We start from the raw sequence: 16,262 nt of genomic DNA, 5'->3' as shown, positions 1-16,262 counted from the left end.
GGCGAACGAAGTGAGCCGAGGAGCACAGCGCGTGTCGCGGGAGTCGAGACGGCCGGGGGCTTTCGTGGCCGACAGCGCGGGCACTCCGTCGCCGATGAGAACGACGAAAACGACGAAAACAGCCGGAACCACGAAAACGAATACAGGTCGATCGAACTCGACTACAGATCGGCGCCCTCGAACCGCCACAGCCCCAGCAGCGGCGGCACGAGCAACCACGCAACGAGCATGGCGAACGCCGCCATCTCCGTGTTCGTCGCGTACTGCCCGGCCGCCTGCGACCCCGCCTGCCCGGCCGCGAACAGGGTGCCGCTCACGAACTCGCCGGAGACGATCTTGAACGAGCCGGTGGGGTTGACCAGGCGGAGCAGCTCCAGCAGCGACGACCCCGAGATCGGGAGCCAGCTCGGGCCACCACCCATCCCCAGATACAGCCGCAGCGGGAACTGGATGGCGCCCCACAGCGGGACGAACAGGAAGTACAGCCCGACCGCGCCGCCGATCGCCAGGCGGTTCGACGACACCGCAGACGAAAACCCGACCGCGATGGCGACGAACGCCGCCGACAGCAGCAGTGTCAACAGGATGTACCCGAGGAACGTGAACGGCCGAAGCGACAGCGGTCCGATCGCCGCCACCAGCGCGGGCAGCAGGAACCCGACCGACACGGGCACCGCGATGGCGCCCGCGCGGCCGGCCACCTTCCCGAACACCACGTCCGACCGCGAGTGCGGCAGCGCGAGCAGCAGCTTCAGCGACCCCGTCTCGCGCTCGCCGACGACCGCGTTGTACGAGACGACCAGCGCGATGAGCGGGATGAGCGTCGTGACGAGCGCGTCCCGGATGAACACCGAGCCGAGCAGCGCGCTCGTCGAGAGCGTCTGTCCCTCGCCCGGGCGGACGAGGTAGACGACCACCGAGACCAGCAGGACGAAGAACGCCGTCAGTCCCAGCAGCCACCGCGAGCGCACGGCGTCCTGGAAGTCCTTGCGCGCGACGGCCTCCAGGCTCATTCGGCCACCTCCGTGCTCGTCGCCGTCGTGTCGCCGCCGTTCCCCGCCCCAGCGCCGTCGCCCTCGGCGTAGGTGAGGAAGAGGTCCTCCAGGCTCGCCTCCTGGGTGGTGAAGTCCTTCACCGTCACGCCGGCGTCCTCCAGGGCGCCGATGACCTCCGTCTTCGCGTCGCTGGAGCACGACACCGTGACCGTCCCGCCGTCGGTCGCGGCCGAGGAGACGCCCGCCAGCGCCCGCACCGCCTCGACGTCCTCCTCGCTGGCTGCGTCGACGGTGACGACCAGCTGTTCCTCGCCGCCGACGGCCTCCCTGAGGCCCTCGATGGAGTCCTCGGCGACGAGTTCGCCCTCGCGCATGATGCCGACGCGGTCACACACCGCCTCGACCTGCCCGAGCACGTGGCTGGAGAAGAACACCGTCGCGCCGCGCTCGGCCTCGTCGCGCACGATCTCGCGCATCTCCTTGGCGCCCGCGGGGTCCAGCCCGGAGGACGGCTCGTCGAGAATGAGGATGTCGGGCTCGCCGACGAGTGCCATCCCGAGGACGAGCCGCTGGCGCATCCCCTTGGAGTAGCCGCCCGCGCGGCGGTCGGCGGCGTCGGCGATACCCACGCGCTCCAACACCGCGTCCACGTCGCCGTCGAGTTCCTTCGAGCGCATCGCGAACTCGACGTGCTGGCGGCCGGTGAGGCGCTCGTACACGTCGTACCCCTCGGGCAGGACGCCGGTGTTCCGGCGCACCTCCACCGACTCCGCCTGTGCGTCCCGCGAGAGCACCCTGACGGTACCGGTCGTGGGGCGCACGAAATCGAGGAGCATGTTGATCGTCGTCGACTTGCCCGCCCCGTTGGGGCCGAGGAAGCCGAACACTTCGCCCTCCTCGACCGTGAGGTCGAGGTCGCGGACGGCCGTTACGTCGCCGTACCGCTTCGTGACGCCCTCCAACTCGATGGCGGCCATATACCGCCCGCTTCCCGCGGTCTCCGCTTTAGGCTTTGGGAGTCCGTCCGTCAGTCGGCAGACGTTGCCGTAACTCGCGTGCATATCCGTGTGAAGGAATATGCCCGTAGTACATGACCGACGACGCCGACGCGCCGACTGGGGAGTGGGACGCGCGGACGCGCGCGCTCCACACCGGCTGGACGGGCGACCCGGCGACCGGCGCGCGAGCGCCGCCCATCTATCAGACGACCTCCTACGCGTTCCCCGACGCCGACACCGCCGCCGATCTGTACGCCCTCGACCGCGAGGGCGACGTGTACACCCGCATCTCCAACCCCACGACGCGGGTGCTGGAGAAGCGCCTCGCCGACCTGGAGGGCGGCGTCGACGCCGTCGCCACCGCCTCCGGGATGGCCGCCATCGACACCGCGACGAGCCTCCTCGCGCGTGCCGGCGACAACGTCGTCGCCAGCGTCGACATGTACGGCGGCACGAGCACCTACCTCGCGCACATGGCTTCCCGCCGCGGCGTCGACCTCCGGACGGTCGAAACCACCGATTACGCGGCCTACGAGGACGCCGTCGACGAGGACACCGCGTTCGTCCACGTCGAGACGCTGGCGAACCCGTCGCTCGTCACGCCCGATTTCGAGCGCGTCGCCGACATCGCCCACGAACACGCGGTCCCGCTCGTGGTCGACAACACGTTCGGGACGCCGGCGCTGTGCAACCCCATCGACCACGGCGCCGACATCGTCTGGAACTCCACGACCAAGTGGATCCACGGGTCGGGCACCACCGTCGGGGGCGTACTCGTCGACGGCGGCACCTTCCCGTGGGACCACCCGGACGCCGACTACCCCGAGCTGTCCGGCGAGAACCCCGCCTTCGACGTCGACTTCGCCGAGCGGTTCGGCGAGCGCGCGTTCGCGCAGGTGGCGCGCCACCGCGGGGTGCGCACGCTCGGAAACCCCCAGTCGCCCTTCGACGCCTGGCAGACGCTCCAGGGGCTCGCCACCCTGCCGATCCGGATGGAGAAGCACTGCGAGAACGCCCGGATCGTCGCCGAACACCTCCGCGACCACCCCGAGGTGGCGTGGGTCACCTACCCCGGATTCGAGGGTCACCCGACGCACGACGCCGCCGCCGAGTACCTCGACGGTTTCGGCGGAATGGTCGTGTTCGGGCTGGAGGACGGCTTTACCGCCGGTAAGGGCGTGTGTGAAGAGGTGGAGTTGGTCTCGTTCCTCGCGAACATCGGTGACGCGCGCTCGCTGATCATCCACCCGGCGAGCACGACCCACGCGCAGCTCTCCGAGGAGGAACAGCGGGCCGCGGGCGTGAGCCCGGACCTCCTGCGCCTCTCCGTCGGCATCGAGGACCCCGACGACATCGTCGCGGATCTGGATCGGGCTATCGCGGAGGCGACGCGATGACGGCCGTCGAGTCCGTCGGCGAGTTCCGGTTCGAGTGCGGCGAGTCCGTCGGCGACCTCCGGCTCGCGTACGAGACGTACGGCGAGTTCGACGGGGACAACGCTGTCCTGGTGTGTCACGCGCTCACCGGAAGCCAGCACGTCTCGAACGCCCCCCGAAGCGAGGATCACGACGCCGACGCGGTCGACGGGAGCGACGCCGGCGACGCGGACACGGGAACCGGCGTCCAGACCGCGGGCCAGGCCCGCGCGTGGTGGGACGACGTGGTCGGGCCGGGCAAGGCCATCGACACGACCGAGTACTACGTCGTCTGTGTGAACGTCCCCGGCTCCTGTTACGGCTCCTCGGGCCCGCCCGCGGAGGGGCCGGACGGCGAGCCGTGGGGGACCGACTTCCCGCCCGTCACCGTCGGCGACTGGACGCGCGCGCAGCGACGGCTCCTCGACCGCCTCGGCGTCGGCCGCCTGCACGCCGTCGTCGGCGGCAGTGTCGGCGGGATGAACGCCCTCGACTGGGCGAAGCGCTTCCCCGACGACGTGCGCCGCGTTGCCGCCGTCGCGACGGCCGCTCGGCTGGACACCCAGTGCCTCTCGCTAGACGCCATCGCGCGCCGCGCCATCACCACCGACCCGAACTGGAACGGCGGCGACTACTACGGCGCCGACCGGCCGAACCCCGACGACGGACTCGCGCAGGCGCGCCGCATCGGCCACGTGATGTACCTCTCGAAGGCGTCGATGGGCCGGAAGTTCGGCCGCCGCGCCGCCGGCCGGGGCGCCTTCGGCGACGCGCCCGCCGACCCGACGGATCGGTTCTTCCCGTACCGCGAGGTTGAGTCGTACCTCGATTACAACGCCGACTCGTTCACCTCGCGGTTCGACGCCAACAGCTACCTCTATCTCACGCGGGCGATGGACGAGTACGACCTCGCGGCCGGCTACGGCTCCGACGCCGAGGCGCTGGCGGCGTTCGAGGGCGAGGTGCTCGCGCTGTCGTTCACCGGCGACTGGCACTTCACCGCCGAGCAGTCGCGCGCGCTCGCGGACGCCGCCCGCGACGTGGACGTGCCGACGGCACACCACGTCGTGGAGTCGGACCACGGCCACGACGCGTTCCTCGTCGAGCCGGAGTCGGTGGGACCGCCGCTGCGCGACTTCCTCGCCGACGGCGTCGACGGGCGCGCCGTCCGCGACGAGGGAGACGCGCGCGACGAGAGCGACGGCTCGGGGAGCCACTCCGGCGGCCCCGACCGTGCGCCGGTCCACGCGAGCCTGTTCCCCGGGTGAGGACGCTCGGGGAACACGTTCGGGGGCGTCAGCGACACCGGCGAAACTCCGGGCGGTGTGAGCCGTTATCACGGTCGGTTCCGATGGTACACGAGATGTCCGGAGACGACCCAAATCACGGATTCTGGACGCGGAGCGTCCACGAGGGTGCAGCGCCCGATCCGGCGACGGGCGCGCGAGCCCCGCCGATCCACCAGACCACCTCCTACGTGTTCGACGACGCCGACCACGCGGCGCGGCTGTTCGCGCTGGAGGAGGAAGGGTACATCTACAGCCGACTGCTCAACCCGACGGTCGCGCGGCTGGGCGAGCGGCTCGCGTCGCTGGAGGGCGGCGTCGGCGCGGTGCCGACCAGTTCGGGGATGGCCTCCTTCGACCTCGCAACCTTCCTGCTGGCGTCGGCCGGCGACAACATCGTCTCGTCCTCGTCGCTGTACGGCGGCACGTACACCTACCTCACACACACGGTGGAGCGGCGAGGGGTCGAGACGCGCTTCGTCGACACGCTCGACTACGACGCCTACGCGGAGGCGATCGACGACGACACCGCGTTCGTCCACCTGGAGACGATCGGCAACCCGGCGCTCGTGACGCCAGACATCGAGCGGATCGCCGACATCGCCCACGAGCACGACACGCCGCTGTTCGTCGACAACACGTTCGCGACGCCGTACCTCTGCCGGCCGCTCGAACACGGTGCCGACCTCGTGTGGGAGTCGACGACGAAGTGGATCCACGGCTCGGGCTCCACCGTCGGCGGCGCCCTCGTCGACGGCGGCTCGTTCCCGTGGGGCGAGCACGCCGACCGGTTCCCCGAATTGGGCGCGGACAACCCCGCCTATCACGGCGTCAACTTCGCCGAGCGGTTCGGGGAGGCGGCGCTCACCTACGCCGGGATCGCGCGCGGACTCCGGGATCTGGGGAGCGCACAGTCCCCGTTCGACGCGTGGGCGACGATGCAGAAGCTGGAGTCGCTCCCGATGCGGATGGAACGCCACTGCGCAAACGCCCAGCACGTCGCCGAACACCTCGCGGACCACCCCGCCGTCGATTGGGTGACGTATCCGGGGCTCCCGGACCACGAGACACACGCCGAGGCGTCGGAGTACCTCGACGGCGGCTACGGCGGGATGATCACCTTCGGCCTCACGGGTGGGTACGACGCCGCCCGCGGCACCGTCGAGAACACGGAGTTGGCGTCGCTGCTGGCGAACGTCGGCGACGCGAAGACGCTGGTGATCCATCCAGCCTCGACGACCCACCAGCAGCTCACCGAGGAGGAGCAACTGGCCGCGGGCGTCACCGGCGACATGGTCCGGCTGTCGGTCGGCGTCGAGAACCCCGAGGACATCGTCGCCGACCTCGACCGCGCGATCGACGCGGCGACGCGGTAGCAACGACTCAAAAAGGGGCTGACAGGCGGCCTGTGTGCCCCGATCGACGCCGCGATCGATCGGGACACGTCCGCACGCCGACGGTCGGACCGCGCACCCGCCTCGCCGTCGGCGGCAGTTCTCAGCGTCGCATCGGCGGTTCTGGTCCCGGCTTCGTATGTGAAGGTTCGGTCGCGGCGGCGACGCGCTGGGCCCGGTCGCCCGCGGCGCCGACCGCGGGCCGGGACGTCGCCACGTTCGTGCTCGCTGCGCTCGCCCATCCTACCGCGGCGGCAACGTTTTACTCCCGGTCGGCCGACGCGTCGGATATGAACTACCGGGAAGTCGAGGTCACCGGCGAGTACATGGCGAGCCTGGACAACGGCGCCGACTGGCGCGAGGAGATCGAATCCCTCGCCGACGAGGTCGGGGCGGACGCGGCGTGGTTCAACGCCATGGGCGCCGTCCAGGACGCCGAGGTGTGGTTCTACGACCAGGAGGACACGGAGTATCAGTCGGTGACGTTCGACGAGCCGCTGGAGGTCGCCGCCTGCGTCGGGAACATCGCGCTGCTGGAGGGCGACCGCTTCGCCCACACCCACGCCGTGCTCTCGCGCCGCAGCGGGCAGGCGCTCGCGGGGCATCTCGACGGGGGCACCGTGTTCGCGGGCGAGGTGTACCTCCGCGCGTTCGAGGAGCCGCTGGAGCGCGAACACGACGAGGTCACGGACCTGGATCTCTGGCTGTAGGGAACCGCCGGCGGGCGCCGCCCGAGCGGAGCCGGCGGGCGGCCGCGGGGGACGCGAATCGCTTATCACCCTCCCCCGCACAGAAATGTGACGTGCATCGACGACCCCGACACGCGAGCCGAGGCGGCGCGTTCGTCGCCGCCGTGACGCCGGCTCCGGGGTCGTCACCGACGACGCGACCGCGGTTCGGGACGGTCGGAGAGCCGGCCGACGGGACGAGCGGGCGAGCGACGGAGGCGACGACATGAGACCGGACGACGAGCGCTACTTCACACGGATCGAGGACAGGCTCGACGAGGCGTTCGAGCGCGCGGAGGCGGCGAAGGCGCAGGGGAAGGACCCCGAAACGGAGATCGAGATCCCGGTCGCCCGCGACATGGCCGACCGCGTCGAGAACATCCTCGGCATCCCGGGCGTCGCCGAGCGCGTCCGCGAACTGGAGGGGGAGATGTCCCGCGAGGAGGCGGCGCTGGAGCTGGTCACCGACTTCGTCGAGGGCACCGTTGGCGACTTCGACTCGCGGGCGGGCAAGATCGAGGGGGCGGTTCGGACGGCGGTCGCCCTGCTCACCGAGGGCGTCGTCGCGGCGCCAATCGAGGGGATCGACCGCGTCGAGATCCTGGAGAACGACGACGGCACCGAGTTCATCAACGTCTACTACGCCGGGCCGATCCGCTCGGCGGGCGGGACCGCGCAGGCGCTGTCGGTACTCGTGGGCGACTACGCCCGCGCGCTGCTCGGCATCGACGAGTACCGCGCCCGCGACGACGAGATCGAGCGCTACGCCGAGGAGATCGGCCTCTACGACAAGGAGACGGGCCTCCAGTACACGCCCAAGGACACGGAGACGAAGTTCATCGCCGAGCACATGCCGATCATGCTCGACGGGGAGGCCACCGGCGACGAGGAGGTCTCCGGCTTCAGGGATCTGGAGCGCGTCGACACCAACAACGCCCGCGGGGGGATGTGTCTCGTGCTCGCGGAGGGGATCGCGCTCAAGGCCCCGAAGATCCAGCGCTACACCCGCCAGCTCGACGAGGTCGACTGGCCGTGGCTCCAGGACCTCATCGACGGTACCTACGACGACACGGACGACGAGGAGGCGGACGACGGGGACGACGGCGACGGCTCCGAGAACGAGACGCACGAGGACGCGGAGATCGAGGGGAAAGAATCGGCCGAGCAGGAGGAGGCGGACGCCCCGACGGGGCCGACGCGGGCCGACCCCTCACAGAAGTTCCTCCGCGACCTCATCGCCGGCCGGCCCGTCTTCGGCCACCCCTCCGAGGCGGGCGGCTTCCGCCTGCGGTACGGCCGCGCGCGCAACCACGGCTTCGCGACCGCGGGCGTCCACCCCGCGACGATGCACATCGTCGACGACTTCCTCGCCACCGGCACCCAGATCAAGACGGAGCGCCCCGGGAAGGCCGGCGGCGTCATCCCCGTCGACTCCATCGACGGGCCGACCGTCAGGCTGGCGAACGGCGACGTGCGCCGCATCGACGACCCCGCGGAGGCCAAGGAGGTCCGCAACGGCGTCGAGGAGGTGCTCGACCTGGGCGAGTACCTCGTCAACTTCGGCGAGTTCGTCGAGAACAACCACCCGCTCGTGCCCGCCTCGTACGTCCGCGAGTGGTGGGAGCAGGACCTCGCGGCCGCGGGCGCCGACCTCCAGGCGCTGGAGGACGACCTCACGATCGACCTCGACGACCCGGACGCCGAGCAGGCGCTCGCGTGGGTCGCGGAGTTCGACGCGCCGCTGCACCCCGCCTACACGTACTGCTGGCACGACATCTCCGTCGACGAGTACGACGCGCTCGCCGACGCCGCGGCCGCCGGCGAGGTGACTGGCGACCTGCTCGTCGTCGAGCACACCGACACCGTCCGCCGCGCGCTGGAGAAGCTGCTCGTCGAGCACACCCAGACCGAGGACGCACTGCGGATCCCCGACTTCCGACCCCTGCTCCGGCAGCTCGGGGTCACCGACGGCCTGCGTCGCGAGTGGGAGCGGGCGGAGCTGTCGGCGGAGGCCGAGGAGTGGGACGAGGGGGACAACGCCGTCCGCGCGGTCAACGAGGTCGTCGACTTCGAGGTGCGCGAGCGCGCGCCGACCCGGATCGGCAACCGGATGGGGCGCCCGGAGAAGTCCGAGAGCCGCGACCTCTCGCCGGCGGTCCACACCCTCTTTCCGATCACGGAACTGGGCGGCAGCCAGCGCTCCGTGGGCGAGGCCGCCCGCAACCGCACGGACAAGGGGAAGGGCGTCTACGACGTGCTCGTCGGCGAGCGCGAGTGTCCCGACTGCGGGGAGCACACGTTCAAACCCCAGTGTCCGGCGTGTGCCGGCCACACGGAGCCGTACTACGAGTGCGACGAGTGCGGGACGGTCTGTGAACCGGACGAGTCCGGACGCGTCGAGTGCCCGCGCTGCGAGCGCGAGGTCGAGAGCCCCGACTGGCACACGATCGACCTCAACGACGAGTACTGGTCGGCGCTGGAGCGGACCGACGAGCGCGAGGCGAGCTTCGAGATCCTGAAGGGCGTCAAGGGGCTGTCCTCCTCGGACAAGACGCCAGAGCCCATCGAGAAGGGCGTCTTCCGCGCGAAACACGGCGTCACGTCGTTCAAGGACGGCACCGTCCGCTACGACATGACCGACCTCCCGGTCACGTCGGTCCGCCCCGAGGAGCTCGACGTGACCGTCGACCACTTCCGGGAGCTGGGCTACGAGACCGACATCGACGGCGAGCCGCTGATCCACGACGACCAGCTCGTCGAGCTGAAGGTGCAGGACATCGTCCTCTCGGACGGCGCCGCCGAGCACATGATGAAGACGGCGGACTTCGTCGACGAACTCCTCACGGACTTCTACGGCCTGGACCCGTTCTACGAGGTGAACGAGCGCGACGACCTCGTGGGCGAGTTGGTGTTCGGGATGGCGCCCCACACCAGCGCCGCCGTGGTCGGCCGAGTGATCGGGTTCACGAGTGCGGCGGTGGGGTACGCGCATCCGTACTTCCACGCGGCGAAGAGACGGAACTGCTTCCACCCGGAGACGAAGCTCTGGTACCGCGACGAGGCGGAGGAGTGGCACCACGGCCGGATCGACGAGTTCGTCGAGGACCGACTGGAAGACCCCGACGAGGACGACTTCGGGACGCTCGTCTCGCAGCTCGACGGCGACGTGTTCGTTCCGTCGGTGACGGAGGAGGGCGAGGAAGTGGTGAAGCCGGTCGAAGCGGTGTCGAAGCACGTCGCGCCCGACCACATGGTCCGTGTGGAAACGCGAAGCGGACGGGAGATCACGGTGACGCCGGATCACCGGCTCTGTCGGTGGGACGGGGGGGTGAAGAAGGTCGAAGCGACCGAACTCGCCGTCGGCGACGAACTCTCGCTTCCGACAGAACTCCCCGAGACTCGACCCGACGCGCCGGCCTCTACTCCGGAAGCTCACGCCGACGGGGGGAGAACCGTCGACGAGGTCGCATCCGTCGGCTACGTCGAGTCCGACCTCGACTACACGTACTGTCTCACCGTCGAGGACACGCACACGCTCGTCGCGAACGGCATGCACGTCGCCCAGTGCGACGGCGACGAGGACTGCGTCATGCTCCTCATGGACGGCCTGCTCAACTTCAGCAAGGCGTTCCTCCCGGACCAGCGTGGCGGACAGATGGACGCCCCGCTGGTGATGTCCTCGCGGATCGACCCCTCGGAGATCGACGACGAGGCGCACAACATGGACATCGTCCGGCAGTACCCCCGCGAGTTCTACGAGGCGAGCCTCGAGATGGCCGACCCCGAGGAGGTCGAGGACCTGATCCAACTGGGCGAGGACACCCTCGGCACCGACGACGAGTACCGCGGGTTCGACCACACCCACGACACGAGCGACATCGCGCTCGGGCCCGACCTCTCGGCGTACAAGACGCTCGGGTCGATGATGGACAAGATGGACGCGCAGCTGGAGCTGGCGCGCAAGCTCCGCGCGGTCGACGAGACGGACGTGGCCGAGCGCGTCATCGAGTACCACTTCCTCCCCGACCTGATCGGGAACCTCCGGGCGTTCTCCCGCCAGGAGACCAGGTGCCTCGACTGCGGGGAGAAGTACCGCCGGATGCCGCTCACCGGCGACTGTCGCGAGTGCGGCGGCGACATGACGCTCACCGTCCACCGCGGCTCCGTGAACAAGTACATGGACGTGGCGCTTCGGGTCGCCAAGGAGTTCGGCTGCCGCGAGTACACCATCCAGCGCCTGGAGATCCTCGAACGCTCGCTGGAGTCGGTGTTCGAGAACGACAAGAACAGGCCCTCGACCATTGCTGATTTTATGTGAAAGAGAGCCGTCTTCTTAACAATCAGCTAGCAGATGTTCGTTCGCAGAGCCGACTAATTCATTCGCTTTTTTCTTATTTCCATTCTGCATTTCTACACAGGCTTTTTTCATTTCCTTTGCAGCAGACAAGTCATTATTTGTCCGACACTCCAAGTAATTGTAGTAGACGATCCGTGACTGAACATCTGTATCTTCTGGCGAAGGATATGATTCGGCCGCTGTATTCAGGTACTCGATCGCATCTGAAAACGTGCCTTTCGCGCTATCATAGAATCCCTCATTGTATATTTCACCTGCTCGGTTGAATCGTGACATTCCTAGAGAATGGGATTCATATCCTGTTAGTAACACATCCATCGTCCCGAACCACGAGGTCAGAGAGTTTAGCGCCGATAATGCCTCTGAATAGCCTATTTCGCTGCCTTCCAACGAAGCGTCCTCAAGTTCTCCTAATTTCTCTTTCGCGGTTGCTACGCCGTCAAGGGCACTCTGGAGATGGTCTTTACTTGTCCGAAATGTCCCGATAGCAGTTTGGTATTGACCGTTTGAAAACTGACTTCTGCCAGTTTCAAAACTCCCTGTCGCTGCGGCATGATCATTCAGGACAGCCAACAACGTATTGACAAACTCATAGTAACCACGGAGGAAGTCGATCTGTTTGGTTTGCTCATCCGTGGCTTGAGTCCGTGCGGATTCAAGTGCAGAATCGGCTGTAGTAAGATGCGTTTGGATTGATGAAGTACTGAAAGAAATGTCCCGGGAGGGGCTGTATAGTGTGTCTACTTCATCATTATAAGCAGCAACCGCCTTCGACAAAGATTCACGCGCACGGTCAATTTCATCTTCAGCTTCGTTTGGCCTTGCCTCAGTCGGTGAAGCGGTTGGTGAGGGGGTACTGGTAGGTGTAGGAGATGGTGTTTCAGTTGGTGTATTTGTGTTGGCAGTAGCGGTTTGAGTGTTTGAGCTATTCTGCCCAGTACACCCGGTAACTAGTACACACAACCCAGCAATTATTCTTCGACGTTTCACACGCCTGAAAAGGCAGAAAGCCGCAAGCAAAAATCTACTGGGTGCTGATACAATTCGTGTAGCCGATGTAGCGGGAGGGGGAGCGATACTCTTCTTTATACAAAATCATCCACACGCCACTACTATGCGACTTTCACTCACCCCTGTACTACATCGGCTACATTAGTCGAAAAAATAACGAGGACATTGCGTGATAGCGCCGATACACATATCGGTGTGATCAAAAGAGATTCTCAAACTGTATCGACATACCCCACAAATTTGAATCGTGGGTTAACACCGGCGGCCGCTCGTTACTCTTCGCGGAACCCCGGCCACAGTCGCAACTCCTCTGCGATCATCCGCTGTCGGGCGGCGATCGCCGTCGACGCCCCGAGTGCCGGGTTCGCTTTGTGAACGGTGTAGTGCTCGCCGGCGTGCTCGCGGTCCTCCTCAATCACGAACCCTCGCGCCCCGCCGACCGGGTCCTCCGGTGTTCCGATTGTGTCGGCCATCGCTCGGGTGTTCATCACCGACAGGGTCGCTTTCTCTTTTAGCAACCGCTCGCGGCGTTCCGCCGATACCTCCGGCGCGTGCTCGATCGCCGTCTCCCGCATGGATTCAATCAGTCGGTCAACGCGAGCGCGGTCGGCTCCCTCCAGTCGGTCGTACACCTTTCGCCAATCAGCAAACCCACCGTGGATCTCGGCGTTCGTGTTTAGTTCGGGAGCGCCACCGCCGGCGTTCCCCTCGGCAAAGTCGTTCTCCGCCAAGTGCTCGGTGTCGGCCGGCCCCGTCGACGCGCCCCCGTGGAACTTACACCGGCCGCCTTGCGATCCGGGCGTTCCCCACCCGGCCGGAAGCTTACACGGCTCGCCGTTCCGGTTGCTCGCCCCGCAGGTGTCCGCGTATCGGCCGCCCGTATCGCTCGGTTCCTGCGTGCTCATACTTCCAAGTCGGTTGTATAGGCGTCCTTCATGGGCTTAGTGTTCGTTCCTACTGTCGAGTACCCGGCCGTCTCTCGGACGGTTCCACGGGGTCACACACCGTCTGGGAGCGTGAACACTCCTCGCGGGCTTCGCGGCAAATGACTGTGAGGAGTGTTGGTAGATCGACGGTGTAGAGTAGACCAATAACGACTACCCCGATCGTACCGTTCGCGTTCCCTGTTACCACCAAGATCGCCACGAGAAGCGACGCGAAGAGTGTTTCACTCACGTAGGAGCAGAGCTGTTCAACACGTTCAGAAATCCGTGTGCGGTCGGTCATTCAGTTGTAGGCCCCAATTCCCGTGTTCCGCGTTCCGTCGTCGCCGTCGCCTTCGGACAAGACCGATTCAAGCGACGGCACGGCACCGGAGAACCCGAGTGACTTGTAGCCGTTCGTCGGCGTTCCTGTTCCGTGAGGACGGACACTTTTTGTGTAGCCAACATTCACAGGAGCATCCCGAAGCGTCGCCGTGAACTTCCGACGGCCAATCGGATCTTCATCGTTCTCACGGCACCACGCCTTGTATACGTCGTAGGCTTCCGACGTGGACAGATTCTCGGCGTCCGGGTCGTTTTCGACGTGGTTCTCAATGAACGCCTCCACGTTCTCACCCCACGTCACCCACCGTTTGCGGGTTTCACCTGTATGGTCGGCGTTCGTGAATCCGCCCTGCTCTATCAATCGGTCCCACCCGTCGATAGCCCAATTCAACACGCCGGAGAGGCTTTCGTCAGTAGTCAGACGATCTTCTAGCTCCGGATCGCGTTCGTGTGGTGGGAAGTACTGGGGGAAGTGCACGACAAGCCACCGTCGCCACCACGCCGAATCCTCGGCATCTACGTAGTTGCTCACATCCGGCGTACTGTTGGCCGCATACAGGTGCTTGGCCGTTGGGTCGAATGTGAACGACTCTTCATAGAGTCGTCGCCCTTCCACGGTGTCGCCGCCGGTCAACTCCTTGAATCGCGCAACTCCCTTCGAGGATAGCGCGCCTTCGGATAGGTCGGCGTGGATGTTCGCAATTGCACCGTGAAGGTCAGCTACGTGGTTCGGCTCTGAGAGGTCATGGATCGCCTTCGAGCGCGTGTTGTCGGCCCCGAGCATTGCTCGGACGGTATTCAAGACGGTGCTCTTGCCGTTCGCACCGTCACCAACCAGAAGCAACGCTCGGTTGTAGGGCATGGCTCCACGGTGGAGCGTGTATCCAACATACTCCTGAAACAGATCCAATTTCTCTGATTCGACCACTTCACGAACTGTCGCTTCCCATTCCTCGGCCGTGGCATTTGGATCGTAGGTCACGGGGAGGCGGGTCAAGGCGTAATCCTCCGGCTCAAGTGGTCGAAGCGCGTCGTCGCCGTTCGCTGCCGCTTCAAGATTGAGCAACCCGTTTTCGACGGCAAGAACCCCGGGATCTGATCCCAGCGTATCACCGTCCACTTCGGCCCTTGGATCGGCCCGTGCTTGCTCTTTCAATTCCGTGACTACGTTCTTGCCGTAGTTGGTGCTCCCGAGTGCTTGCCGGCCGGCGTGGCGAAGTGTACGTTCCCCCTCGGGTAGCCACACGCCGCCGTCGTAGGCATACAGCCGGCCTGTCTCTCGGTGCACGCGAAGGTGGTACTCGTTGCTCTCGGTGAGTAGATCCCACACAATCGCCGCTTTCTCCCGGTCGCTGAGTCCGTCAATTGCACCGGAGAGACTGTCGTAGTCGTCGCTCGCTATCCCGGCGCGTGCAACCACATTCGCCGGCGTGAGTGAGGCCACAGAGTCGTGAGTGTCGGCTGTGTCCTTCTCGACCCATTCCGGCGGGTCGGTGTGTTCCGGACCGCCGGTGTTCGCGTTGGGATCGTAGTAGTTGCTGATAGCGTCCTCGGCGGCGTCAAGCGTCCGCTCGCGGTAGTCGGCACGCTCTTCCCACTTCGGCCGTGTCAAACCCGACTTTCCGAAGAGGCGTTCCGCGCGGCTCCTGTCGCCGCCCGTCCAGAAGAGTAGGTGCCGGAGTAGGTGGTAGTCCGCCTTACTGTGATCGCCCCCATAGTCGGACGTATCACCACGCCACAGCCGAGTGAATTCGTCTCCGTACTCGGCATTCTTCGCCTTCTCAAGCAACTGCTGGTCCGAAATATCCACATGTTCGCCCGGTCGCTTCGTGTCGCCTTCGGGGCTACTGTCGTCACTCTCGTCACCTGTGACGTAGTCGGCGTGCACCTCGCGGAGTGCATCGTTCCGCTGGTTGACTGTCGCCGGCGTGCCGTCCACATGGTCGCCCGTGACGGTGAAGAATCGGCTCTGGTCGTATATTTCCACGCCGTCCTTACGGTTGCCACCATCGGGGAGAATTCCGTGAAGGTACACGTGGTACCCTGTGCCGGACGGGGATACCTCGGTGAACGACTCTAACCGATCGATGATGTCCTCGGCCCACGACTCCGGATTGCCCGACTCGGGATCGCGGGCGTCGTCTAGGTCAACACCAACCAATAGGTCGTCATCGGTGAACACGAATCCGAGTCCGTCCGTGTCGACACGCGCGCCGGCGTGTGCCTCGCGTGCCTGCTCAAACGTCGTCCACGTGTCGGCATCGGTAGCTGAGGCGTAGTCGCCGGCCGTTGGGTTGATTGGTACCTTTGTCGGCTTGTCTTGACTGTCGCGCTCCTCCTCACGCCAGCAGATCCATTGCTCCCGTTCTTTGAGGGTTGACGGGACCGTGAGGTCGGTGGGGGCGGATGTGCTCACGAGGACACCCCCATATAGTGCTTTGCGTGCCACCGGCATAGTCGCGCATCGTCAATCTGCCTGCGTGCCCTACTCCAACACGAGGGGGCGTCACAGAAATCACCGGAAGCGTCTAGTGACTCGGTTGCGTAGGTGCGATTAGACGGAGCACACCCGTCCATCCCTTTACTCACCGTCAGACACCTCCAGTAGCGCCGCTGCCAACCGGCTACAGGCTAAGTCTGACTCCGCAAGCGCCACAAGTTCTTCCCGATGGTGGTTGATTCGCTCGATTCCGTCGTTTCTCCGATTAGTCGCGGTACTCATTTAGGTCGAGTAAGCAAAGTCGCTGGTGCGGGGGTTCCTCCCCGCGCAGTTGATCTGACGCCCGGAATCGGTGGACTCGCTTAGGAAC

The 16,262-nt window shown here is 66.0% G+C and carries 10 protein-coding genes; 5 read left to right on the top strand and 5 right to left on the bottom strand.

What is annotated here, in order from left to right; all coding sequences use genetic code 11:
* Nucleotides 1-161: 161 nt before the first annotated feature.
* Together K6T36_RS09540 and K6T36_RS09535 are read right to left on the bottom strand one after the other, a co-directional pair.
* Nucleotides 162-1,013 (bottom strand): ABC transporter permease subunit, encoded by an 852-nt coding sequence (locus K6T36_RS09540; RefSeq protein WP_222921076.1) that lies wholly within the window; start codon nucleotides 1,011-1,013, stop codon nucleotides 162-164.
* Nucleotides 1,010-1,972: an ABC transporter ATP-binding protein gene (locus K6T36_RS09535; RefSeq protein ID WP_222921075.1), complete on the bottom strand. Its 963-nt coding sequence runs from the start codon at nucleotides 1,970-1,972 to the stop codon at nucleotides 1,010-1,012. Before K6T36_RS09535 ends, K6T36_RS09540 begins: the two co-directional genes overlap by 4 nt.
* A gap of 113 nt (nucleotides 1,973-2,085) precedes the next feature.
* Here K6T36_RS09535 and K6T36_RS09530 point away from each other — a divergent pair, with 113 nt between their 5' ends.
* The 5 genes from K6T36_RS09530 to K6T36_RS09510 all read left to right on the top strand — a co-directional run bounded on the left by K6T36_RS09530 (nucleotide 2,086) and on the right by K6T36_RS09510 (nucleotide 11,134).
* Complete coding sequence (locus K6T36_RS09530) at nucleotides 2,086-3,390, top strand: O-acetylhomoserine aminocarboxypropyltransferase/cysteine synthase family protein (RefSeq protein ID WP_222921074.1); 1,305 nt, start codon at nucleotides 2,086-2,088, stop codon at nucleotides 3,388-3,390.
* Entirely contained in the window at nucleotides 3,387-4,676 is a 1,290-nt protein-coding gene (gene metX / locus K6T36_RS09525; protein ID WP_222921073.1) for a homoserine O-acetyltransferase MetX, read from the top strand. The genes K6T36_RS09530 and metX overlap by 4 nt, the downstream gene beginning before the upstream one ends.
* A gap of 95 nt (nucleotides 4,677-4,771) precedes the next feature.
* Entirely contained in the window at nucleotides 4,772-6,070 is a 1,299-nt protein-coding gene (locus K6T36_RS09520; protein ID WP_222921072.1) for an O-acetylhomoserine aminocarboxypropyltransferase/cysteine synthase family protein, read from the top strand.
* Nucleotides 6,071-6,378: 308 nt separating this feature from the next.
* Complete coding sequence (locus K6T36_RS09515) at nucleotides 6,379-6,798, top strand: PPC domain-containing DNA-binding protein (protein WP_222921071.1); 420 nt, start codon at nucleotides 6,379-6,381, stop codon at nucleotides 6,796-6,798.
* Between the two features lie 244 nt (nucleotides 6,799-7,042).
* Nucleotides 7,043-11,134 (top strand): DNA-directed DNA polymerase II large subunit, encoded by a 4,092-nt coding sequence (locus K6T36_RS09510; protein ID WP_222921070.1) that lies wholly within the window; start codon nucleotides 7,043-7,045, stop codon nucleotides 11,132-11,134.
* Nucleotides 11,135-11,149: 15 nt separating this feature from the next.
* Here the strand turns inward: K6T36_RS09510 and K6T36_RS09505 are convergent, their stop codons facing one another.
* The 3 genes from K6T36_RS09505 to K6T36_RS09495 form a co-directional block, all read right to left on the bottom strand.
* On the bottom strand, nucleotides 11,150-12,163 hold the full coding sequence (locus tag K6T36_RS09505; RefSeq protein WP_222921069.1) for a hypothetical protein: 1,014 nt from the start codon (nucleotides 12,161-12,163) through the stop codon (nucleotides 11,150-11,152).
* Between the two features lie 293 nt (nucleotides 12,164-12,456).
* On the bottom strand, nucleotides 12,457-13,089 hold the full coding sequence (locus K6T36_RS09500) for an HGGxSTG domain-containing protein (protein ID WP_222921068.1): 633 nt from the start codon (nucleotides 13,087-13,089) through the stop codon (nucleotides 12,457-12,459).
* A gap of 322 nt (nucleotides 13,090-13,411) precedes the next feature.
* On the bottom strand, nucleotides 13,412-15,868 hold the full coding sequence (locus K6T36_RS09495; protein ID WP_222921067.1) for a phage/plasmid primase, P4 family: 2,457 nt from the start codon (nucleotides 15,866-15,868) through the stop codon (nucleotides 13,412-13,414).
* Nucleotides 15,869-16,262 lie beyond the last annotated feature (394 nt).

It is taken from the genome of Halobaculum roseum (assembly GCF_019880245.1).
Lineage (GTDB): Archaea > Halobacteriota > Halobacteria > Halobacteriales > Haloferacaceae > Halobaculum > Halobaculum roseum.
This window is presented reverse-complemented; position numbering and strand designations above follow the sequence as displayed.

Bases quoted from the DNA above. Each gene is read 5' to 3' on its own strand.
- K6T36_RS09520 (WP_222921072.1), top strand. From the start codon at position 4,772: ATGTCCGGAGACGACCCAAATCACGGATTCTGGACGCGGAGCGTCCAC.
- K6T36_RS09535 (WP_222921075.1), bottom strand. From the start codon at position 1,972: ATGGCCGCCATCGAGTTGGAGGGCGTCACGAAGCGGTACGGCGACGTA.
- metX (WP_222921073.1), top strand. From the start codon at position 3,387: ATGACGGCCGTCGAGTCCGTCGGCGAGTTCCGGTTCGAGTGCGGCGAG.
- K6T36_RS09530 (WP_222921074.1), top strand. From the start codon at position 2,086: ATGACCGACGACGCCGACGCGCCGACTGGGGAGTGGGACGCGCGGACG.
- K6T36_RS09540 (WP_222921076.1), bottom strand. From the start codon at position 1,013: ATGAGCCTGGAGGCCGTCGCGCGCAAGGACTTCCAGGACGCCGTGCGC.
- K6T36_RS09510 (WP_222921070.1), top strand. From the start codon at position 7,043: ATGAGACCGGACGACGAGCGCTACTTCACACGGATCGAGGACAGGCTC.
- K6T36_RS09500 (WP_222921068.1), bottom strand. From the start codon at position 13,089: ATGAGCACGCAGGAACCGAGCGATACGGGCGGCCGATACGCGGACACC.
- K6T36_RS09515 (WP_222921071.1), top strand. From the start codon at position 6,379: ATGAACTACCGGGAAGTCGAGGTCACCGGCGAGTACATGGCGAGCCTG.